Source organism: Escherichia sp. WS547, from assembly GCF_046486065.1.
In the GTDB taxonomy this organism is placed as follows: Bacteria; Pseudomonadota; Gammaproteobacteria; order Enterobacterales; family Enterobacteriaceae; genus Escherichia; species Escherichia coli.
In genome coordinates, this window is record NZ_JBJQMA010000003.1 from 108,471 (window position 1) to 127,962 (window position 19,492).

Below are 19,492 nucleotides of genomic sequence, written 5' to 3' on the forward strand. Positions count from 1 at the left end.
TTTTTGATTGCCATCACCTTAACGGGTGAGGGCGTTGTTGTTCGTTAATACACCTACTTTGAGCCGGTTCACACTTTTCAATGAAAATTGCTGATCAATTTCATGATGAGTTATGTAGACTGGCCGCCATTAATTTTGAGGCACACGTACTACATGGCTGAATTCGAAACCACTTTTGCAGATCTGGGCCTGAAGGCTCCTATCCTTGAAGCCCTTAACGATCTGGGTTACGAAAAACCATCTCCAATTCAGGCAGAGTGTATTCCACATCTGCTGAATGGCCGCGACGTTCTGGGTATGGCCCAGACGGGGAGCGGAAAAACTGCAGCATTCTCTTTACCTCTGCTGCAGAATCTTGATCCTGAGCTGAAAGCACCACAGATTCTGGTGCTGGCACCGACCCGCGAACTGGCGGTACAGGTTGCTGAAGCAATGACGGATTTCTCTAAACACATGCGCGGCGTAAACGTGGTTGCCCTGTACGGCGGCCAGCGTTATGACGTGCAATTACGCGCCCTGCGTCAGGGGCCGCAGATCGTTGTCGGTACTCCGGGCCGTCTGCTGGACCACCTGAAACGTGGCACTCTGGACCTCTCTAAACTGAGCGGTCTGGTTCTGGATGAAGCTGACGAAATGCTGCGCATGGGCTTCATCGAAGACGTTGAAACCATTATGGCGCAGATCCCGGAAGGTCATCAGACCGCTCTGTTCTCTGCAACCATGCCGGAAGCGATTCGTCGCATTACCCGCCGCTTTATGAAAGAGCCGCAGGAAGTGCGCATTCAGTCCAGCGTGACTACCCGTCCTGACATCAGCCAGAGCTACTGGACTGTCTGGGGTATGCGTAAAAACGAAGCACTGGTACGTTTCCTGGAAGCGGAAGATTTTGATGCGGCGATTATCTTCGTTCGTACCAAAAATGCGACTCTGGAAGTGGCTGAAGCTCTTGAGCGTAACGGCTACAACAGCGCCGCGCTGAACGGTGACATGAACCAGGCGCTGCGTGAACAGACTCTGGAACGCCTGAAAGACGGTCGTCTGGACATCCTGATTGCGACCGACGTTGCGGCCCGTGGCCTGGACGTTGAGCGTATCAGCCTGGTGGTTAACTACGATATCCCGATGGATTCTGAGTCTTACGTTCACCGTATCGGTCGTACCGGTCGTGCGGGCCGTGCTGGCCGTGCGCTGCTGTTCGTTGAGAACCGTGAGCGTCGTCTGCTGCGTAACATTGAACGCACCATGAAGCTGACCATTCCGGAAGTTGAACTGCCGAACGCAGAACTGCTGGGCAAACGTCGTCTGGAAAAATTCGCCGCTAAAGTACAGCAGCAGCTGGAAAGCAGCGATCTGGATCAATACCGTGCACTGCTGAGCAAAATTCAGCCGACGGCAGAAGGTGAAGAGCTGGATCTCGAAACTCTGGCCGCCGCACTGCTGAAAATGGCACAGGGTGAACGTACTCTGATTGTTCCGCCAGATGCGCCGATGCGTCCGAAACGTGAATTCCGTGACCGTGATGATCGTGGTCCGCGCGATCGTAACGACCGTGGCCCGCGTGGTGACCGTGAAGATCGTCCGCGTCGTGAACGTCGTGATGTTGGCGATATGCAGCTGTACCGCATTGAAGTGGGCCGCGATGATGGTGTTGAAGTTCGTCATATCGTTGGCGCGATTGCTAACGAAGGTGACATCAGCAGCCGTTACATTGGTAACATCAAGCTGTTTGCTTCTCACTCCACCATCGAACTGCCGAAAGGTATGCCGGGTGAAGTGCTGCAACACTTTACGCGCACTCGCATTCTCAACAAGCCGATGAACATGCAGTTACTGGGCGATGCACAGCCGCATACTGGCGGTGAGCGTCGTGGCGGTGGTCGTGGTTTCGGTGGCGAACGTCGTGAAGGCGGTCGTAACTTCAGCGGTGAACGCCGTGAAGGTGGTCGTGGTGATGGTCGTCGTTTTAGCGGCGAACGTCGTGAAGGCCGCGCTCCGCGTCGTGATGACTCTACCGGTCGTCGTCGTTTCGGTGGTGATGCGTAATCTTCGCTAAACAGCGAACACAATCTGTAAAATAATATATACAGCCCCGATTTTTACCATCGGGGCTTTTTTTCTGTCTTTTGTACTCGTGTACTGGTACAGTGCAGTGCATAACAACGCAGTCGCACTATTTTTCACTGGAGAGAAGCCCTCATGGCAACACTAACCACCACCCAAACGTCACCGTCGCTGCTTGGCGGCGTGGTGATCATCGGCGGCACCATTATTGGCGCAGGGATGTTTTCTCTGCCTGTGGTCATGTCCGGGGCGTGGTTCTTCTGGTCAATGGCGGCGCTGATCTTTACCTGGTTCTGTATGCTGCATTCCGGCTTGATGATTCTGGAAGCTAACCTGAATTATCGAATCGGTTCTAGCTTTGACACCATCACCAAAGATTTGCTGGGCAAAGGCTGGAACGTAGTCAACGGCATTTCCATTGCCTTTGTGCTCTATATCCTGACTTACGCCTATATTTCTGCCAGCGGTTCGATTCTGCATCACACCTTCGCGGAGATGTCGCTGAACGTCCCTGCACGGGCAGCTGGATTTGGTTTTGCACTGCTGGTAGCGTTCGTGGTGTGGTTGAGTACGAAAGCTGTCAGCCGGATGACAGCAATTGTGCTGGGGGCGAAAGTCATTACTTTCTTCCTCACCTTCGGCAGCCTGCTGGGGCATGTACAGCCTGCGACATTGTTCAACGTCGTCGAAAGCAATGCGTCTTATGCGCCGTATCTGCTGATGACACTGCCATTCTGTCTGGCATCGTTTGGTTATCACGGTAACGTGCCGAGCCTGATGAAGTATTACGGCAAAGATCCGAAAACCATCGTGAAATGCCTGGTGTACGGTACGCTGATGGCGCTGGCGCTGTATACCATCTGGTTGCTGGCGACGATGGGCAACATCCCTCGTCCGGAGTTTATCGGCATCGCCGAGAAGGGCGGTAATATTGATGTGCTGGTACAGGCGTTAAGCGGCGTGCTGAACAGCCGTAGCCTGGATCTGCTGCTGGTCGTCTTCTCAAACTTTGCGGTAGCGAGTTCGTTCCTCGGCGTAACGCTGGGTTTGTTTGACTATCTGGCAGATCTGTTTGGTTTCGATGACTCGGCTATGGGCCGCTTGAAAACAGCGTTGCTGACCTTTGCCCCGCCTGTTGTTGGGGGACTTCTGTTCCCGAACGGATTCCTGTACGCCATTGGCTATGCTGGCTTAGCAGCTACTATCTGGGCGGCAATTGTACCGGCGCTGTTGGCCCGCGCATCGCGTAAACGCTTTGGCAGCCCGAAATTCCGCGTCTGGGGCGGCAAGCCGATGATTGCGCTGATTCTGGTATTTGGCGTCGGCAACGCACTGGTGCATATTTTATCGAGCTTTAATTTGCTGCCGGTGTATCAGTAATCAGCGGTGCCTTATCCGACATTTCTGCTGCCTACACAATGCTTGATGCGCTTCGCTTATCAGTCCTACGTAGGACAGCGTTGCCAGCTCGGATAAGGCTTCCCGCGTTAAGACACACTATCCCAACAACTCTTCCTTAACATCCATCGCCAGTTCAAACGAATGCAGGCGCGCCTGGTGGTCGAAAATCTGCCCGTTAACCATAATCTCATCGGCGTCGGTTTCGCGCAGGATCGACTGCAAGCCATGACGCACTTTCGCTTTATCACCCACCAGCGACATACTCAGCGCCTGCTGCACGCCATACTGCTCGGACGGTGACCAGAACTGATCCATATTTTGAATCGGCGGCGGTAGTTGCCCGGTTTCGCCACGGCGCAGCTTCACAAAGGCTTGCTGCATTGAGGTAAAGAGAAATTCAGCGTCGCGGTTGCTGTCGGCGGCGATAATATTGATGCACACCATCGCATACGGTTTTTCCAGCCGTGCCGACGGTTTGAAGTTGCTGCGATAAAGATGCAGCGCCTGGAACAACATATCCGGCGCGAAGTGTGAGGCAAACGCAAACGGCAGACCAAGCTGCGCCGCCAGTTGCGCGCTGTAAAGGCTGGAGCCTAACAACCACACGGGGATTTTCTCGCCATAGCCCGGTACCGGGCGCACATGCGGATTGGGATCGCGGGCGTCAAACCAGTCCACCAGCTCCGCGACATCGCGGGGGAAATTATCAATATCGCCGCTCATATGACGACGTAGAGCCATCATGGTTCGCTGGTCACTACCCGGAGCACGACCCAGCCCCAAATCGATTCGCCCCGGATAGAGCGTATTAAGCGTGCCGAACTGTTCGGCGATCACCAATGGTGAGTGATTAGGCAACATCACGCCGCCAGACCCCAGATGCAGCGTAGTGGTATTCGCCGCCAGATAGCCAATCAATACTGATGTTGCAGCACTGGCAATACCGGTCATATTGTGGTGTTCAGCCAGCCAGTAGCGATGATAGCCGCGCTTTTCAGCCAGACGGGCGAGGTCGAGAGAGTGGGAGAACGCTTCTCGCGCTGAAGAACCTTCGGGAATAGGGGCCAGATCGAGTAGCGAAAACGGAATGGTTTTATCAGTCATAACAGCTCACTTTGTTACCGATTAATCTTTAATACTGCATTAAAGAGTAGTTAAAGTTGTTAACAAAGTGAGCTATATACTTACGCTTGCAGCTCCAGCCCGGCCAGCCGCCGCCAGTAGCCGTTACAATCGCTGTTTGCCGTCAACGGCAGTGGTGCCGCGCCATTTTCATTAGCGCGGAAGGCGTCGAGCATCGCGAAAGTGTCAGTACCCTGCGGTGACAGGCGGACCACATCGACCAGCCCCTGCATGGATGTCAGCTCGTTACCGAGGTTGTAAACGTAGCCGCTCATGGTCTGAATGCCATTGAGTACAAACACTTGTTGGTTTTCCTGCGATAGCACGTTGCGCCCGTTCGGATACTTAATGCAGCAGGTTTCACACTCATCTTTCGGGCGGTCTTCCGAACGCGCGGTAAAGCAGCGGGCGGAGTAGGCCAGCGGCAGATGACCGTAGCTCAGGACTTCCACTTCAAACTGGTTGCGAATGCCCAGCTCATCGCACTGATTAAGCAGATTCACCAGCCAGTCGCGGGATAGCTCCACCGGCATACACCAGCGCATCATGCCCTGTTTGAGCAATATTTTCAGTGTCACCGCGTTGTAGCAGTTCAGCGCGTGCCCGGCGACGAACGGCAGTTTGCGTTCAGCGCACATATTCACCACGCCGAGATCGCTGGCTTCAATCAGAAACTCACCGTTCTCAACATAGCGTTTCAGTTCGCCCAGTTCGGAGGATGCCTGCACCAGCGCCAGCGTGGAGAGCACAATCTGCTTACCACTTCCGGCGAGCGATTTTGCCATCTCCAGCCAGTCGCCAACTTTGGTTGCCCGGCGCTTGCTACAGACCGCTTCACCAAGATAAATCACGTCGGCGCTGCTGGTGGCGGCCTGCTGATAAAATTCTTCCAGCGTCTCTTTTGGCCAGTACCACAGCACTGGCCCTAAGGAATATTTCATTGCTCTTCTCACTGCCATTTACGGTGATACGCGCCAAGGGTGGTCTGCGTGCCTTCGGACATCGACCCGAGCGTCTCCATCCACGCGCTTTGCGGTATGAAGTTTTGCGGATCGGCCTTACAACGGTCGATAGCCTGACGCCAGACTTTTGCCACCTGGCTGACATACGCCGGGCTACGCTGGCGGCCTTCAATTTTCACCGAAGCGATATTCGCCGCCATTAACTCCGGCAGCAGTTCCAGGGTATTGAGACTGGTGGGTTCTTCCAGCGCGTGATAGCGCTCGCCGTCCACCAGATAACGCCCTTTACACAGCGTCGGATAACCTGCGTTTTCGCCGTCCTGATAACGGTCGATCAGCACTTCGTTCAGGCGGGATTCCAGCCCCTGCGGCGTTTGCTGCCAGCGCACGAAACGGGCCGGAGAACACGCACCCACAGTGTTGGGCGACTCACCCGTCAGATACGACGACAGATAGCAACGGCCTTCCGACATAATGCACAGGCTGCCGAAAGCGAATACTTCCAGTGGTACAGGCGTGACCCGCGCCAGTTGTTTCACCTGATGAATCGACAACACGCGCGGCAGCACCACGCGTGCAACGTCAAAATGGCGATGATAAAAGTTAATCGCCTCTTCATTGGTCGCCGAAGCCTGCACCGATACGTGACGTTCAATATGCGGGTAACGCTCGGCGGCGTACTCCAGCATGGCGAGGTCGGCGAGGATCAGCGCGTCGGCACCCAGCTGCGCCGCCATATCCACGGCGCGCTGCCAGCGGGCGTAACCGTCCGGATGCGCAAAAGTGTTAATCGCGATGTGAAGTTTGCGGCGATGTTGATGGACAAAACTCACCGCTTCCTGCAATTTTTTCTCGGTAAAGTTAAGGCCGGCGAAGTGACGGGCATTAGTATCATCTTTTAGCCCGATATAAACAGCATCTGCGCCGTTTTCGATGGCCGCCTTAAGCGCCGGGAGATTTCCGGCAGGGCAGAGCAGCTCCATAATTTTTCCTGAAGGTTGCGCTATCAAAGCGCAAAAATGTTAACGAACTGGGATTTTAGTTAACCTTGCTGCGACAATTTTTGATTTAAGGCAGTTAAAGTTGTATTGGTGGTAGCAGCAATTTCATATGGAATTGTTGATTTATACCGCTATGTTATTTTTCTGATATGGCAAAATAGGATGATTGTTGAAACAGGGAGTAAAACTCGTGTTGGATAAACTGCGTTCCCGTATTGTGCATTTGGGGCCATCTCTGTTGAGTGTACCGGTAAAACTGACGCCATTTGCGCTAAAACGCCAGGTTCTTGAGCAGGTCTTAAGCTGGCAATTCCGTCAGGCGCTGGATGATGGCGAGCTGGAGTTTCTTGAAGGCCGCTGGTTAAGTATTCATGTGCGTGATATTGACCTGCAATGGTTTACCTCGGTGGTGAATGGCAAACTGGTCGTTAGCCAGAACGCGCAAGCTGATGTGAGTTTTAGTGCCGACGCCAGCGATCTGCTGATGATTGCGGCGCGTAAACAAGATCCGGATACGCTCTTCTTCCAGCGTCGGCTGGCGATTGAAGGCGATACGGAGCTGGGGCTGTATGTGAAAAACCTGATGGACGCCATTGAACTGGAGCAAATGCCGAAAGCCTTACGCATGATGCTGCTGCAACTGGCGGATTTTGTTGAGGCGGGAATGAAAACCGCGCCTGAAACCAAACAGACATCGGTAGGTGAACCATGCTAATTCGAGTAGAAATTCCCATTGATGCGCCGGGTATTGATGCCCTGCTGCGTCGTTCATTCGAAAGTGATGCGGAAGCGAAGCTGGTTCACGATCTGCGTGAAGATGGCTTTCTGACGCTGGGGCTGGTGGCGACAGATGACGAAGGTCAGGTCATTGGCTATGTGGCATTTAGTCCGGTTGATGTGCAGGGCGAAGACCTGCAATGGGTCGGCATGGCACCGTTGGCGGTTGATGAAAAATACCGTGGACAGGGGCTGGCACGCCAACTGGTCTATGAAGGACTCGATTCGCTTAATGAGTTCGGCTATGCCGCAGTGGTGACGCTGGGCGATCCGGCGCTGTACAGTCGTTTCGGCTTTGAGCTGGCGGCGCATCACGATCTGCGTTGCCGCTGGCCGGGCACTGAAAGCGCCTTCCAGGTACATCGTTTAGCGGATGACGCGCTGAACGGCGTAACCGGTCTGGTTGAGTATCACGAGCACTTCAATCGCTTTTAATCTCCGGGGTTTGCAGGCTGCTCAACAGCTCTGCAAACCCTGCGCCTTCCGCTACCAGACGCTCTTTTTGCCGTTTGGTCAGTTTCTTAACGCGATATTCCGCCCGTAGTGCCAGTGAACGATCGCCCACTGGCGCGGAAAACGCCAGCGTTAGTTCTCCTTTCCCGCGCAGTGCTTTCGCCCCTTTGCCGCTTTGGTGCTGCTGATAGCGGCGTTCGACATCTGTGGTGATCCCGGTATAAAGCTTATTGTCGGCGGTACGGATCAAGTAAAGAAACCAGGGTGTCATCGTCTGCGTCGCATGTTAAGGTCAGGCCACAGTATAAAAGAGAACAGCTATGGAAACACTCACCGCCATCAGCCGTTGGCTGGCAAAACAACATGTTGTCACCTGGTGTGTGCAGCAGGAAGGGGAACTCTGGTGCGCTAATGCCTTTTATCTTTTTGATGCGCAGAAAGTCGCCTTCTACATTTTGACGGAAGAAAAAACGCGCCACGCGCAGATGAGTGGGCCGCAGGCGGCAGTTGCCGGAACGGTAAACGGTCAGCCGAAAACGGTAGCGTTAATTCGCGGCATGCAATTTAAAGGCGAGATCCGCAGGCTTGAAGGTGAGGAAAGCGACCTCGCACGCCAGGCGTACAATCGTCGCTTTCCGGTTGCCAGAATGCTGTCGGCCCCGGTGTGGGAAATCCGGCTTGATGAAATCAAATTCACCGACAACACGCTGGGCTTTGGTAAAAAAATGATCTGGCTACGTAACTCAGGAACCGAGCAGGCGTAATGCCTCGCGGTTAAACGCTGGCAGATCGTCCGGTGTGCGGCTGGTAACCAGCTGATCTTTATCGACCACCACTTCCTGATCGTAAAATTCCGCGCCCGCGTTTTTAACATCAATAATGATTGGTTTAACGGCGGTCAGCTTACGACCACGGATCACATCGGCGCTGATCAGCAACTGGGGACCGTGACAGATGGCGAAAACAGGTTTGCCACTGTTCACAAAATCGCGGGTGAAGGTGACAAAACGGTTGTCGCCACGCAGATAATCTGGTGAATGACCGCCCGGTAGCAGCAGGGCATCGAACTCTGCGGGCGTCACTTCATCGATGGATTTATCGATGGCCACGCTGGCTTCTCCTTTTTTGCCTTTCACCGTTTTACCCGCTTGTTTTTCAATGGTAATCACTTCGTGTCCGGCTTTACGGAACTCGTCTGCGGGTGAAGTAAATTCTGAATCCTCAAATTCATCAGTGATTAAAACGGCAATTTTCTTACTCATGCTTCCTCCGCGATGTTGCATTGGATGAGGCGAATTTCCCACAATCGGGGATAATTACCTCATGGTCTATTAAGCCTGGTGCATGAGCCGTGGAGCGCAAGGCAGACAATTCTGTAAAGGAGCGAAGATGAGTCAGGTACTGATTACAGGCGCAACGGGGCTGGTGGGCGGTCACCTGCTGCGGATGTTGATTAACGAACCGAAAGTTAACGCCATAGCCGCGCCGACGCGACGTCCGTTGGGCGATATGCCCGGGGTGTTTAATCCCCATGATCCGCAACTGACTGACGCGCTGGCGCAGGTCACCGATCCCATCGACATTGTGTTTTGTTGTCTCGGCACCACGCGGCGAGAAGCGGGGAGTAAAGAGGCGTTTATTCATGCCGATTACACGCTGGTGGTGGATACCGCATTAACCGGGCGGCGGCTCGGTGCGCAGCATATGCTGGTGGTCAGTGCTATGGGTGCTAATGCCCACTCGCCGTTTTTCTATAACCGCGTCAAAGGGGAGATGGAAGAAGCATTAATCGCCCAGAACTGGCCGAAATTGACCATTGCTCGCCCGTCGATGTTACTGGGCGATCGTAGCAAACAGCGGATGAACGAAACGCTTTTTGCGCCTCTATTCCGTTTGTTACCCGGTAACTGGAAATCCATTGATGCGAGAGACGTGGCGCGGGTCATGCTGGCAGAGGCGATGCGGCCTGAGCATGAAGGTGTGACGATTTTAAGCTCTTCAGAATTACGCAAAAGAGCTGAATAATTATTCCCAAGAATTGATAGCGAGCGTAATATTCACGCGCTCAATTATCATATCTTATTCCTGGGGAATGCTATGACTGGTCAGTCTTCATCTCAGGCGGCAACGCCCATTCAGTGGTGGAAACCCGCGCTTTTCTTTCTCGTTGTCATTGCTGGTCTCTGGTATGTGAAATGGCAACCTTACTACGGCAAAGCGTTTACTGCTGCCGAAACCCACAGTATCGGTAAATCTATCCTTGCGCAGGCGGATGCTAATCCGTGGCAGGCGGCGTTGGATTACGCGATGATCTATTTCCTCGCGGTATGGAAAGCGGCGGTGCTGGGGGTGATCCTCGGTTCGTTGATTCAGGTGCTGATCCCGCGTGACTGGTTGCTGCGTACGCTTGGGCAATCGCGCTTTCGCGGCACGCTGCTGGGAACGCTGTTTTCGCTGCCGGGTATGATGTGTACCTGCTGTGCGGCTCCGGTCGCGGCGGGAATGCGTCGCCAACAGGTATCGATGGGCGGTGCGCTGGCATTCTGGATGGGGAATCCGTTGTTAAACCCGGCGACGCTGGTGTTTATGGGGTTTGTCCTCGGCTGGGGGTTTGCGGCGATTCGTCTGGTGGCGGGGCTGGTGATGGTGTTGCTGATTGCGACGCTGGTGCAAAAATGGGTGCGTGAAACACCGCAAACGCAGGCACCGGTCGAAATTGACATACCGGAAGCGCAGGGCGGATTTTTTAGCCGCTGGGGCAGGGCGCTATGGACGCTTTTCTGGAGTACGATCCCGGTTTACATCCTTGCAGTACTGGTGTTGGGTGCCGCTCGCGTCTGGTTATTCCCCCATGCTGATGGTGCTGTCGATAACAGCCTGATGTGGGTGATTGCGATGGCGGTAGCGGGATGCTTGTTTGTCATTCCCACGGCAGCAGAAATTCCAATTGTACAAACGATGATGCTGGCAGGCATGGGAATCGCTCCGGCGCTGGCATTGTTGATGACGCTCCCGGCGGTGAGTTTGCCGTCACTGATTATGTTGCGTAAAGCGTTCCCGGCGAAAGCCTTATGGCTGACGGGGGCGATGGTGGCAGTGTCAGGTGTGATTGTCGGCGGGCTGGCGCTGTTGGTTTGATTTGAGGGAAAACATGTCGGATGCGGCGTAAACGCGTTATTCGACCTACAGTTTGCATCGTTGTAGGCCTGATAAGACGCGGCAAGCGTCGCATCAGGCATTACAAGGGCTGCTATTTAATAAACGTAAACGCTGTGGTTACCCGCTTCACGCCGCTTACCCGGCTGGCAATATCTGCCGCCGCTTTCGCTTCACGTTCAGTCACCAGCCCCATCAGGAACACTTCACCGTTTTCGGTGGTCACTTTCACGTTGGACGATTTCACCAGGTCGCTGGTTAAGAGCTGCGAACGCACTTTGGTGGTGATCCACGTATCGTTAGACGCTTCGCCCAGACCAATCGGCTGGCCCTGACGAATCTCGTTATACACTTCGTTGGCACCGTCTACGCCCATAGCAATCTGTTTGGCGCGAGCCGAAAGTTCAGCGTTTGGTGACTGCCCAACCAGCAGCACTTTGCCCTGATAGGCCGTTACATTAATGCGCGCTTCTTTCTTAATCTGTTCGTCTTTCGACAATGCGCTGTTTACGCGCACTTCCAGGGTACCATCGTCCACCTGGGTGCCGACACTGCGTGGGTCAGTTGCGGCTTTGGTACCTACAGCAGCGGTACCCACTACGGCAGCGGCAACACAACCTTGCAACAGCAGCGCGGAAAGAAGGACTGCGATTGGCGATAATGCCTTCATGTATTCTCCTTAAACATCCTGGTGAGGGAAAAGCGTGTTATCGATCAGATCGCACAGGCAATTTACCGTCAGCATATGCATTTCCTGAATGCGAGCACTACGATGCGAAGGAATGCGGATCTCCACATCCTGTGGCCCTAACAAACCTGCAAGTTCACCGCCGTCATAGCCGGTTAATGCCACAATGGTCATATCACGCGTAACGGCAGCTTCTACCGCTTTTACAATATCGCGGCTGTTGCCACGGGTGGAAATGGCTAACAATACATCTCCCGCATGACCCAGCGCCCGCACCTGTTTTGCATACACTTCATCATGTAAGCGATCGTTGGCAATCGCCGTTAAGACAACATTATCAGTATTTAGTGCAATGGCAGGTAAGCTGGGCCGCTCCGTTTCGAAACGGTTGATCATGCTGGCAGCAAAATGCTGTGCATTGGCAGCGGAAGTTCCATTACCACAACAGAGGATTTTGTTGCCATTGAGCAGAGACTGAACCAGCGTCATGGCTGCACGCGAGATGGCATCCGGAAGCGCCTCTGCCGCCGCAATTTGAGTTTGAATGCTTTCAGTGAAGCAAGCTTTAATTCTTTCTTGCACGCTAATCCTTAAACCTTAATTATGAGTGGTCATTAAAGGCATCCTTAATCCACTCAACCTCATTCCCGGTGAAGGCTACCACATCGAACCGGCAATCCACAGTATCAAAACTCCCATTATGACGCGCGAGCCACAAGCGGGCAGTCTGTAATAATTTGTGTTGTTTGCTGCGGGTCACACTGGCTGCCGCGCCGCCATAAAGCGCAGAGCGGCGGTAACGCACCTCGACAAAAACGGTGGTCCGGCCTTCACGCATTATCAGATCGATCTCGCCGCCACGCTCGTTCACGTTAGCGGCGATAAACCGCAGTCCTTTGCCTTCCAGCCAGCGACGCGCTTGTGCTTCCCACGCATCGCCGGTCTGTTTGGTGGTTAACTGGCGGGGACTACTTGACCTTGTTGGTACTGTAGCCATGATAACTTCCTGTTAATCACGCAATCCGGGTTAGCCGTCAGACTTCCGGTATTACCGTTGATTTCAAAACCCTGAACCTGGCGCATTTGTGAGAAATGATTTGCCAACGACCAGGCATCGACGCCCATCGCATACATGCGAGCCAGCGAATAATCGTTGTTCACCGCGCTGAGCGCCTGCTGCATTAACGGCAGATTACCGCCTGCCAGCATCGGGATTTCGCTGTACTGCAAGCCTTCCATCTCCAGACGGAAATCCGGGCCTGCGGTGCCTTGTGCGCTGCGGGAACTGGCGTACAGCGTTGCACCGCTCTGGCTACCGTTACGCATGGCGATCATCGGTTTGATAAAAGCGATTTCACCCGGCGTTGCCACAATGTACACCGCATCGACACGACCGCCATTATTGGTGAACTGGTCATCGGTTGGCGTGGTTTGCAGCGTTGGATTGTTGGTCGTCATGCCGGAGTCGGTTGTCGCTCTGGGAGTAATCGGGCTACCCGTTAAAGCAATACCAGAACCGCCGTTAACACCCGCGCGTAATTCGCTGGTGGAACCAAATTTTTGTTGCAGAACGGTGCCGCCACCCAGTTTCTGCCACTCTTGCGCAAACGCATTGGCTACGCGATCGCCCAATGAACTGCGTGGGATCAGCACCAGCGGCGCTTGTTTACCCTGGTCACGAATATGACGCGCTGCATCGCGCGCTTCGTCTTCCGGTGAAAGCGCGAAGTAACAAATATTGACGCGGTTTTCGATGTTCTCCGGCTGGTTCAGTGCCAGCACGTTCAGCGGGGTGTTGCTCTTCAGCAACTCTTCAACGTTATTTTTCAGCAACGGACCGACCACAATACTCGCGCCATCCTGTTGAACCTGGCTTAAGATCTGGCTAAGTGGTTGTGATGATGTATCGTAGATTTTCAGCTCTGCGGATGGATTCGCGGGTGCGCTTACCGCTGCGGTGGTTGCCGCCGGGGCGCTTACAGGCACCGGCTGGGCCGCAGGTTGTTCACCGGTCAGATCGCTAACCGAGGCTTGTGCCGGGCTGGCAACGCCATCCACGGTTTGCGGCTGAGGTTGTTCTGCTACGTCTGCGGCAGGTGCGGCAGCTACCTGAGCCGCCACTGGCTGAGTGCCGATATTTTTCGCCGCTTCAAAGCCTTGCTGAATAGTGCGACCAAATACCGCTGCCTGGCCATTCAGCGGCAACAGCAGGGCGATTTTGTTGGTCGAGGCTGGTTTAAACGCTTTTACGTTAACCAACTGCGTTGGCAGAATTTTCGCGCCCGGGTTGTTCGGATAACGTTTCTGCCAGTCGGCGATCCCGGCTTTCATCATGTCGGGATCGTTACGGTTATCAAACCAGACGCGCTGCAGATCCAGCCAGCCTTGCAGAATATTTTCGTCGGCGTTGATCACCAGCGTATTCGCCTGTTCCTGAGTCATGGAGGAGAGCGTCTGCCAGGTGGCGTCAATATTCTGCTGTTTTTCTTTCGCGCCGAGCAGCGGTTCCTGAGCAATTAACGCGCGCAGTAAATCAATGGAAGGACGCCCCTGGCTGGCATCGATTTTTGCCTGCCAGTAACGCGCTTGCTGGTTTTGTTCTAAATCTGCAGGTGTGATTTTCGCCAGCAAGTTTTGCGCGCCAGCAAAATCTTTCTGCGCCAGTTTAATCTCTGCCGCCAGCAGTGTTTTCTCGCGACGCTGAGAATCGTTCAGTTCTTGCGGTAGTTGGTTAAACAACTCAACCGCCTGCCCGGTTTTGTCTTCTTTCACCAGTGCACGAATGGCGAGTAATTGCCAGTTGATCCTGGTATCATCAGAACTTTGCTGCATCTGTTGCAGGTAAAAGGCAGAATCAGCCTGCGCCGTGCCCTGCATATAAGCAGTGGACTGATCGGGAGTATGGGTGCCACAACCGGCGAAAATCAGGGCTGCCAGAACAACAGGCAGACAACGCGCGGCTTTCAAACGAGAAAATGTTGAGGGTACCATAATGTATCCAGTGATATTTTTTTTACGCAATGCTCAATATTAAATCGGCAATACGGACGACACAATGAAACAACACCAATCGGCGGATAATTCTCAGGGCCAGCTTTACATTGTACCGACGCCAATCGGCAATCTGGCGGATATCACCCAGCGTGCGTTGGAGGTATTACAGGCCGTTGATCTGATTGCCGCCGAGGATACGCGTCACACCGGTTTATTGCTGCAACATTTTGGGATTAATGCTCGGTTGTTTGCGCTGCACGACCATAACGAACAACAAAAAGCCGAAACGCTGCTGGCGAAGCTGCAAGAGGGGCAAAACATTGCGCTGGTTTCCGATGCCGGAACGCCGCTAATTAACGATCCTGGCTACCATCTGGTGCGTACCTGCCGTGAAGCGGGGATTCGCGTGGTGCCGCTACCCGGGCCGTGTGCTGCTATCACTGCGTTAAGCGCCGCGGGTTTACCATCCGATCGTTTTTGTTATGAAGGCTTTTTACCTGCCAAATCAAAAGGCCGCCGTGATGCGCTAAAAGCCATTGAAGCGGAGCCGCGCACGCTGATTTTTTATGAATCTACCCACCGTCTGTTAGATAGCCTGGAAGATATCGTTGCGGTATTAGGCGAATCCCGCTACGTCGTTCTGGCGCGTGAGCTGACCAAAACCTGGGAAACCATTCACGGCGCGCCCGTTGGCGAGCTGCTGGCGTGGGTCAAAGAAGATGAAAACCGTCGCAAAGGCGAAATGGTGCTGATTGTCGAAGGCCATAAAGCGCAGGAAGATGACCTGCCTGCTGATGCCCTGCGCACGCTGGCGCTGCTACAGGCAGAACTGCCGCTGAAAAAAGCGGCGGCGCTGGCAGCAGAAATTCACGGCGTGAAGAAAAATGCGCTGTATAAGTATGCACTGGAGCAGCAGGGAGAGTGATTACAGGCGTCGCAGCAGGAATAGCGTTGCAACGCCTGTAGCAGGCGAGTTAACGACGACACATCTCATCAATCATGCATGTGAAATAGTTATGCAGCCATAAAAATGAAGCCGGGATAGCGGTAGAGACTTTAGCCGTGAGAAAACGTTCTGTCGCATCCTGCTTTCCTTCGCCAGTCACCAGTAACAAAACTTCGCGGGCATTGAGAATATCCTTCAGGCCTAAGGTGATCCCACGAGTCACGGGACGGCCCGCGGTTTTTAACATCTCATGTTGCTGTGTTCTGGCATCAAGTTGACTGATATGGCAGGCCGGTTGCAGGCTTTCTCCCGGTTCGTTCAGCCCAAGATGACCGTTTTTCCCCAACCCGAGAACGCATAAATCCAGACCGCCTTTGCGCGCAATCAGGTGCGTTACCCGTTCGCACTCTGTCTCATTTATCTCTTCGGAGCGAAAGCTGATGAGCTGGTCTTCACGCAGCCCCAGCGGCTGCACGATATGCTGTTGCAGGAAAGTTTCGCAGGTACCAGGCATAGTTAATGGCAGATCCACCCATTCGTCGAGCTTCACGAAGGTGAGCTGGCTGACATCAACCTGCTGCTGGTGGATTTTTTCTACCAGATAATGATACGTCAGTAATGGCGTGGCTCCGGTCGCCAGGCAAATCACGGCATCCGGTTTGCTACGGATCACGGCCAATAAATATTCGCTGGCACGTTCACTTAACGCCATATAGTTTTCAACTTGCTGAAGGGTTTGCACAGGATGAAATTCCTTAAGTAAAGAGGCACCACCAGACGCAGTGCCTCGTTCCATTTACAAAATGCCGAATGCGGAACAAACAATAGAGAGCACAAAAGTCACGCCGATTAACAGCACCGGATGCGCTTTTTTCACCCGCAGAAAGTAATACATCAGCAGGGTGTAGGCCATCGGTAAAATGTTCGGGAAGACTTTATCGAAGAAATCCTGTTGCAGCGCGACGCTGTGGGTACTGTCGATGGCAAACGATGTCACCACGTTAATATGCACATACGAAGCGATCAGCCCGCCGATTACCGTGATCCCGAGGATGGTTGCCGAGCGAGCAATCATCTGCGAGTTCTCTCGCACTTTATCGATCGCCTTCACGCCGACTGAATAACCGACGTGGGTCCAGCCGACGCGCAGGAAAAAGATAAGCAGGTAAACGGCGAAAAATAGAATCGGCCCCAGCAAGTTTCCCTGGCTGGCAAATGATGAGCAAATTCCCGCCATAATCGGCAATAAGGTAAACCAGAAAATCGCATCGCCAATCCCGGCGATTGGGCCAAACAGTGCTACTTTGAGGCCTTTAATGGTGTCGCGGTTTTCTCCTTTTTCTTCCATCGAAATTAATAACCCCATCAGGAATCCGACCAGATTCGGGTGGGTATTAATAAATTCGAGGTTATCTTTCATCGCCGCGCTTAGGCCCGGTTTGTCGTCCTTATAAATCTTTTTCAGGATCGGCAACATCGCCCAGGTAAAACCGCCCGCCTGCATCCTTTCGTAATTAAAGCTCGCTTGCAGCAGTGACGAACGAAAGCCCAGACGGGTGATATCTTTTTTACTGATTTCAGATCCCATTGCTGTAGTCCTCTTCTTCATTTTTACTGGCAACGGGCTGCGGTTGCGCTTGCTGCCGGGATTTCGCATTGAAAAACTCATACACCGCAAAGCCTGCGCCCAGTACGGCAACCGGCAACAGGTTGCTGACCTGGATGTAGCAAACAAACAGGAAACCGGCGATCAGGTAAGGGATATATTGCGCTTTGAACATCACGCGCAGCAGCAAGCCAAAACCAACGGCAGGCAGAATACCGCCAGCCACTTCAAAGCCGTGGGTCAGCCAGGCGGGCATCGCTTTCACCAGCGCCTGCATCGCCCCCTGTGCCAGGTAAGTACAGAGGAAAGCAATCACCGCATACGCTGAAGCGACGATGAGCATCGTTGTCCAGTTAAGTCGGGAAAACGCTGCCGTATCCGCCTCTTTTGCGCATTTATCGGCTTTGGTCATAAATAATGAGAAAGCGGAATAGAAGAACAGAATGACGTACTGCATTAACAAACTAAACGGCAGGCCAAGACCAATTGCCGTTTTGGCATCAACGCCCGTAGACCATGCAATGACAGTGGTCATCAGACCCGCCATAATCGGGTTGGGCGGCTGAACACCACCTGCAGGGGTTAATCCGGCGAAAGCCAACTCTGTCAGACCACCGGTAATTAAGCCAGTCTGAATATCACCGAGAATAGCGCCAGTTAGGGTACAAACGATTATCGGGCGGAATAAAAATAAGGCTTCCAGCCAAAAATCAATCCCCAGAACGAAAACTAACGCCGCCAGGGATAATCCCTGAAGTAGGGTTATTTCATGCATTTTTATTACCTCAAACCAATATTAAGGCGATTTTAGATTTAGTCAGGGATTTGTTCTTTTTGATCGCCAGGGACGTCCTGAATGAAAACATTCACGCCACGTTGTTTAATAAAACGTAAGTCCGTGAGATCCTGGTCATCGACATAAACTTTACTGCTGATTTGCTTTTTCCCTTCCGAGAAATGCATATTGCCGACGTTGACATCTTTCAGGTCAATGCCACCTTCTACCAATTTACGTACCGTTTGTGGCGTGCGGCAAATCAGGAAGATCTTCTGATGCGGTGCAGCTTTGCCGATGACGTTAATGGTTTTTTCGATAGTAAAGAAACGAATGCCAAAGCCGTAGGTTTCTGCGGTAATACCCATTAATTTCTGTTGAATATCATCGTTAGCGACAACATCATCCACGACTACCAGCAGATTCGCACCGATGGTGGATGTCCAGGTCACGCCAACCTGACCGTGAACCAGACGGTTATCAATACGGGTTAAGAGAATATTTGGACTGCTCATTGTGTAATCCTCACCATAAAGTTGAATAATATAATCTTTTTAAATATATTATTGTTGCGGTATTGTACTGATGTATTTATTAAGGTTTAGTTATCTCCTTTACCATTAAGGCACTCCCCGATATTAATCGGGAAGTACATTGGGATAAATCATAAAAAACTAATGATTATGCTGAAATTCGATTCGCTGAACCACAGACATTAATTTTATTTCTGACAACTTCTTTCATCGCATCCATACCGACGCGCATATAATAACGAGGATCATTACCCTGCGGATTTTCCGCAAACCAGGCTTTAACCGCGCCAGCGAAGGCTATTTTTAATTCTGTGGCAACGTTCACTTTTGTGACGCCAAGTTCAATAGTGCGACGGACAAATTCATCCGGGACATCGCTGGCACCATGCAGCACCAGAGGAACATCCACCACTTCACGAATTTCCGCCAGCCGCTGGAAATCAATCTTCGGCGTTTTGCTGTATAAGCCGTGCGCCGTACCAATCGCTACCGCCAGGCTGTCGACGCCAGTCAGTTCGACAAAGCGTTTAGCTTCTTGTGGATCGGTCAGGAATGCACTTTCGGCGTCAACGCTCATGTCATCTTCAACACCGCCCAGGCGGCCCAGTTCTGCTTCCACGCTGCAATCCTGTGAGTGGCAGAAGTCGACAACCGATTTCACCAGCTTTACGTTCTCGGCAAACGGGAAGTGGCTGCCGTCGATCATCGCACTGCGCACGCCTGCGTGGACTTTACGGCGAATATCATCCAGCGATTCGTGGTGGTCGAGATGCAGCGCCAGTGGCATGTTGTAGGTTGTGGAATAGGCGCTACACAGGGCGTAGATCTCTTCCAGCGCGATATGTTTAAAGGTCCCCGGCGTTCCGGCGAGGATCACCGGCGATCGCATTTCACTGCACACTTCGAGGATCGCCTGGATCGTCTCGGCGTTATGAATGTTAAAGGCAGGCACCGCGTAGCCATTGGCCTGGGCGTCCTGTAACAGATATTTGGTGGAGATAATGCTCATAATGCGAT

Annotated in this window: 23 protein-coding genes; 9 read left to right on the forward strand and 14 right to left on the reverse strand. The window is 52.9% G+C overall.

Annotated features, from left to right (window positions below):
• Positions 1-80: 80 nt before the first annotated feature.
• The 3 genes from yrbN (at position 81) to mtr (ending at position 3,441) form a co-directional block, all read left to right on the forward strand.
• Positions 81-161: a protein YrbN gene (gene yrbN / locus ACJHWK_RS04200; RefSeq protein WP_010723222.1), complete on the forward strand. Its 81-nt coding sequence runs from the start codon at positions 81-83 to the stop codon at positions 159-161.
• Positions 154-2,043, forward strand: a complete 1,890-nt coding sequence (gene deaD / locus ACJHWK_RS04205; RefSeq protein WP_001295553.1) for an ATP-dependent RNA helicase DeaD — start codon at positions 154-156, stop codon at positions 2,041-2,043. Before yrbN ends, deaD begins: the two co-directional genes overlap by 8 nt.
• 153 nt (positions 2,044-2,196) lie before the next feature.
• Positions 2,197-3,441, forward strand: a complete 1,245-nt coding sequence (gene mtr / locus ACJHWK_RS04210) for a tryptophan permease (RefSeq protein ID WP_170886169.1) — start codon at positions 2,197-2,199, stop codon at positions 3,439-3,441.
• A gap of 117 nt (positions 3,442-3,558) precedes the next feature.
• On the opposite strand, the gene ACJHWK_RS04215 is transcribed toward mtr, so the two are convergent.
• The 3 genes from ACJHWK_RS04215 to ACJHWK_RS04225 all read right to left on the reverse strand — a co-directional run bounded on the left by ACJHWK_RS04215 (position 3,559) and on the right by ACJHWK_RS04225 (position 6,529).
• On the reverse strand, positions 3,559-4,566 hold the full coding sequence (locus ACJHWK_RS04215; protein WP_000130415.1) for a luciferase-like monooxygenase: 1,008 nt from the start codon (positions 4,564-4,566) through the stop codon (positions 3,559-3,561).
• A gap of 80 nt (positions 4,567-4,646) precedes the next feature.
• A complete protein-coding gene (locus ACJHWK_RS04220; RefSeq protein ID WP_020233277.1) occupies positions 4,647-5,525 on the reverse strand; it encodes a U32 family peptidase in 879 nt (292 codons plus the stop codon).
• An 8-nt stretch (positions 5,526-5,533) separates the two neighbouring features.
• A complete protein-coding gene (locus ACJHWK_RS04225; RefSeq protein WP_001298771.1) occupies positions 5,534-6,529 on the reverse strand; it encodes a peptidase U32 family protein in 996 nt (331 codons plus the stop codon).
• A gap of 208 nt (positions 6,530-6,737) precedes the next feature.
• On the opposite strand from ACJHWK_RS04225, the gene ACJHWK_RS04230 reads away from it, so the two are divergent.
• Positions 6,738-7,262, forward strand: a complete 525-nt coding sequence (locus tag ACJHWK_RS04230; RefSeq protein ID WP_001306019.1) for an SCP2 domain-containing protein — start codon at positions 6,738-6,740, stop codon at positions 7,260-7,262.
• Complete coding sequence (locus ACJHWK_RS04235; RefSeq protein ID WP_000908554.1) at positions 7,256-7,759, forward strand: GNAT family N-acetyltransferase; 504 nt, start codon at positions 7,256-7,258, stop codon at positions 7,757-7,759. Before ACJHWK_RS04230 ends, ACJHWK_RS04235 begins: the two co-directional genes overlap by 7 nt.
• Here the strand turns inward: ACJHWK_RS04235 and yhbQ are convergent.
• Positions 7,746-8,048, reverse strand: coding sequence for a DNA damage response exodeoxyribonuclease YhbQ (gene yhbQ, locus ACJHWK_RS04240; protein WP_000189309.1), 303 nt, complete (start codon positions 8,046-8,048; stop codon positions 7,746-7,748). The two genes, ACJHWK_RS04235 and yhbQ, sit on opposite strands and share 14 nt — an antisense overlap.
• Positions 8,049-8,097: 49 nt before the next feature.
• Between yhbQ and ACJHWK_RS04245 the strand changes: the two genes are divergently transcribed.
• Positions 8,098-8,541, forward strand: coding sequence for a YhbP family protein (locus tag ACJHWK_RS04245; RefSeq protein ID WP_001521391.1), 444 nt, complete (start codon positions 8,098-8,100; stop codon positions 8,539-8,541).
• On the opposite strand, the gene yhbO is transcribed toward ACJHWK_RS04245, so the two are convergent.
• Positions 8,521-9,039 carry a protein/nucleic acid deglycase gene (gene yhbO / locus ACJHWK_RS04250; protein ID WP_000037605.1) on the reverse strand — a complete coding sequence of 173 codons (519 nt, stop codon included), beginning with the start codon at positions 9,037-9,039 and terminating at the stop codon, positions 8,521-8,523. The two genes, ACJHWK_RS04245 and yhbO, sit on opposite strands and share 21 nt — an antisense overlap.
• A gap of 127 nt (positions 9,040-9,166) precedes the next feature.
• On the opposite strand from yhbO, the gene ACJHWK_RS04255 reads away from it, so the two are divergent.
• Positions 9,167-9,802, forward strand: a complete 636-nt coding sequence (locus tag ACJHWK_RS04255; RefSeq protein ID WP_000084526.1) for an NAD(P)H-binding protein — start codon at positions 9,167-9,169, stop codon at positions 9,800-9,802.
• A 72-nt stretch (positions 9,803-9,874) separates the two neighbouring features.
• Complete coding sequence (locus ACJHWK_RS04260; protein ID WP_001521390.1) at positions 9,875-10,915, forward strand: permease; 1,041 nt, start codon at positions 9,875-9,877, stop codon at positions 10,913-10,915.
• 112 nt (positions 10,916-11,027) lie between these two features.
• Here ACJHWK_RS04260 and dolP read toward each other — a convergent pair whose 3' ends face one another.
• From dolP to lpoA, 4 genes are read right to left on the reverse strand one after another with little or no spacing between them, the layout of a single operon-like run.
• Positions 11,028-11,603: a division/outer membrane stress-associated lipid-binding lipoprotein gene (gene dolP, locus ACJHWK_RS04265; protein ID WP_000646047.1), complete on the reverse strand. Its 576-nt coding sequence runs from the start codon at positions 11,601-11,603 to the stop codon at positions 11,028-11,030.
• 9 nt (positions 11,604-11,612) lie between these two features.
• Positions 11,613-12,203 (reverse strand): DnaA initiator-associating protein DiaA, encoded by a 591-nt coding sequence (gene diaA, locus ACJHWK_RS04270; RefSeq protein ID WP_001158035.1) that lies wholly within the window; start codon positions 12,201-12,203, stop codon positions 11,613-11,615.
• A 19-nt stretch (positions 12,204-12,222) separates the two neighbouring features.
• Positions 12,223-12,618: a YraN family protein gene (locus ACJHWK_RS04275; RefSeq protein ID WP_001521388.1), complete on the reverse strand. Its 396-nt coding sequence runs from the start codon at positions 12,616-12,618 to the stop codon at positions 12,223-12,225.
• Positions 12,576-14,612, reverse strand: coding sequence for a penicillin-binding protein activator LpoA (gene lpoA / locus ACJHWK_RS04280; protein WP_001521387.1), 2,037 nt, complete (start codon positions 14,610-14,612; stop codon positions 12,576-12,578). The genes ACJHWK_RS04275 and lpoA overlap by 43 nt, the downstream gene beginning before the upstream one ends.
• A 64-nt stretch (positions 14,613-14,676) precedes the next feature.
• Here lpoA and rsmI point away from each other — a divergent pair, with 64 nt between their 5' ends.
• Positions 14,677-15,540, forward strand: coding sequence for a 16S rRNA (cytidine(1402)-2'-O)-methyltransferase (gene rsmI, locus ACJHWK_RS04285; protein WP_000809258.1), 864 nt, complete (start codon positions 14,677-14,679; stop codon positions 15,538-15,540).
• A 49-nt stretch (positions 15,541-15,589) separates the two neighbouring features.
• On the opposite strand, the gene ACJHWK_RS04290 is transcribed toward rsmI, so the two are convergent.
• The 5 genes from ACJHWK_RS04290 to kbaY all read right to left on the reverse strand — a co-directional run bounded on the left by ACJHWK_RS04290 (position 15,590) and on the right by kbaY (position 19,484).
• Positions 15,590-16,357: a galactosamine-6-phosphate isomerase gene (locus ACJHWK_RS04290; protein WP_020233273.1), complete on the reverse strand. Its 768-nt coding sequence runs from the start codon at positions 16,355-16,357 to the stop codon at positions 15,590-15,592.
• Positions 16,358-17,149 (reverse strand): PTS galactosamine transporter subunit IID, encoded by a 792-nt coding sequence (agaD, locus tag ACJHWK_RS04295; protein ID WP_000534351.1) that lies wholly within the window; start codon positions 17,147-17,149, stop codon positions 16,358-16,360.
• Positions 17,139-17,942: a PTS galactosamine transporter subunit IIC gene (gene agaC / locus ACJHWK_RS04300; RefSeq protein WP_000544489.1), complete on the reverse strand. Its 804-nt coding sequence runs from the start codon at positions 17,940-17,942 to the stop codon at positions 17,139-17,141. The genes agaD and agaC overlap by 11 nt, the downstream gene beginning before the upstream one ends.
• Positions 17,943-17,980: 38 nt before the next feature.
• Entirely contained in the window at positions 17,981-18,457 is a 477-nt protein-coding gene (gene agaB / locus ACJHWK_RS04305) for a PTS galactosamine transporter subunit IIB (RefSeq protein ID WP_000098025.1), read from the reverse strand.
• Positions 18,458-18,623: 166 nt separating this feature from the next.
• Positions 18,624-19,484, reverse strand: a complete 861-nt coding sequence (kbaY, locus tag ACJHWK_RS04310) for a tagatose-bisphosphate aldolase subunit KbaY (protein ID WP_000022766.1) — start codon at positions 19,482-19,484, stop codon at positions 18,624-18,626.
• Positions 19,485-19,492: the final 8 nt, after the last annotated feature.

What these genes read in the sequence shown, in the direction of transcription:
- agaB (WP_000098025.1), bottom strand. Translation starts at nt 18,457, where the DNA reads ATGAGCAGTCCAAATATTCTCTTAACCCGTATTGATAACCGTCTGGTT.
- lpoA (WP_001521387.1), bottom strand. Translation starts at nt 14,612, where the DNA reads ATGGTACCCTCAACATTTTCTCGTTTGAAAGCCGCGCGTTGTCTGCCT.
- rsmI (WP_000809258.1), top strand. Translation starts at nt 14,677, where the DNA reads ATGAAACAACACCAATCGGCGGATAATTCTCAGGGCCAGCTTTACATT.
- yhbQ (WP_000189309.1), bottom strand. Translation starts at nt 8,048, where the DNA reads ATGACACCCTGGTTTCTTTACTTGATCCGTACCGCCGACAATAAGCTT.
- ACJHWK_RS04260 (WP_001521390.1), top strand. Translation starts at nt 9,875, where the DNA reads ATGACTGGTCAGTCTTCATCTCAGGCGGCAACGCCCATTCAGTGGTGG.
- ACJHWK_RS04225 (WP_001298771.1), bottom strand. Translation starts at nt 6,529, where the DNA reads ATGGAGCTGCTCTGCCCTGCCGGAAATCTCCCGGCGCTTAAGGCGGCC.
- ACJHWK_RS04235 (WP_000908554.1), top strand. Translation starts at nt 7,256, where the DNA reads ATGCTAATTCGAGTAGAAATTCCCATTGATGCGCCGGGTATTGATGCC.
- ACJHWK_RS04275 (WP_001521388.1), bottom strand. Translation starts at nt 12,618, where the DNA reads ATGGCTACAGTACCAACAAGGTCAAGTAGTCCCCGCCAGTTAACCACC.
- ACJHWK_RS04245 (WP_001521391.1), top strand. Translation starts at nt 8,098, where the DNA reads ATGGAAACACTCACCGCCATCAGCCGTTGGCTGGCAAAACAACATGTT.
- ACJHWK_RS04215 (WP_000130415.1), bottom strand. Translation starts at nt 4,566, where the DNA reads ATGACTGATAAAACCATTCCGTTTTCGCTACTCGATCTGGCCCCTATT.
- ACJHWK_RS04290 (WP_020233273.1), bottom strand. Translation starts at nt 16,357, where the DNA reads ATGGAACGAGGCACTGCGTCTGGTGGTGCCTCTTTACTTAAGGAATTT.
- mtr (WP_170886169.1), top strand. Translation starts at nt 2,197, where the DNA reads ATGGCAACACTAACCACCACCCAAACGTCACCGTCGCTGCTTGGCGGC.
- ACJHWK_RS04255 (WP_000084526.1), top strand. Translation starts at nt 9,167, where the DNA reads ATGAGTCAGGTACTGATTACAGGCGCAACGGGGCTGGTGGGCGGTCAC.
- ACJHWK_RS04220 (WP_020233277.1), bottom strand. Translation starts at nt 5,525, where the DNA reads ATGAAATATTCCTTAGGGCCAGTGCTGTGGTACTGGCCAAAAGAGACG.
- dolP (WP_000646047.1), bottom strand. Translation starts at nt 11,603, where the DNA reads ATGAAGGCATTATCGCCAATCGCAGTCCTTCTTTCCGCGCTGCTGTTG.
- yhbO (WP_000037605.1), bottom strand. Translation starts at nt 9,039, where the DNA reads ATGAGTAAGAAAATTGCCGTTTTAATCACTGATGAATTTGAGGATTCA.
- deaD (WP_001295553.1), top strand. Translation starts at nt 154, where the DNA reads ATGGCTGAATTCGAAACCACTTTTGCAGATCTGGGCCTGAAGGCTCCT.
- agaD (WP_000534351.1), bottom strand. Translation starts at nt 17,149, where the DNA reads ATGGGATCTGAAATCAGTAAAAAAGATATCACCCGTCTGGGCTTTCGT.
- yrbN (WP_010723222.1), top strand. Translation starts at nt 81, where the DNA reads ATGAAAATTGCTGATCAATTTCATGATGAGTTATGTAGACTGGCCGCC.
- agaC (WP_000544489.1), bottom strand. Translation starts at nt 17,942, where the DNA reads ATGCATGAAATAACCCTACTTCAGGGATTATCCCTGGCGGCGTTAGTT.
- kbaY (WP_000022766.1), bottom strand. Translation starts at nt 19,484, where the DNA reads ATGAGCATTATCTCCACCAAATATCTGTTACAGGACGCCCAGGCCAAT.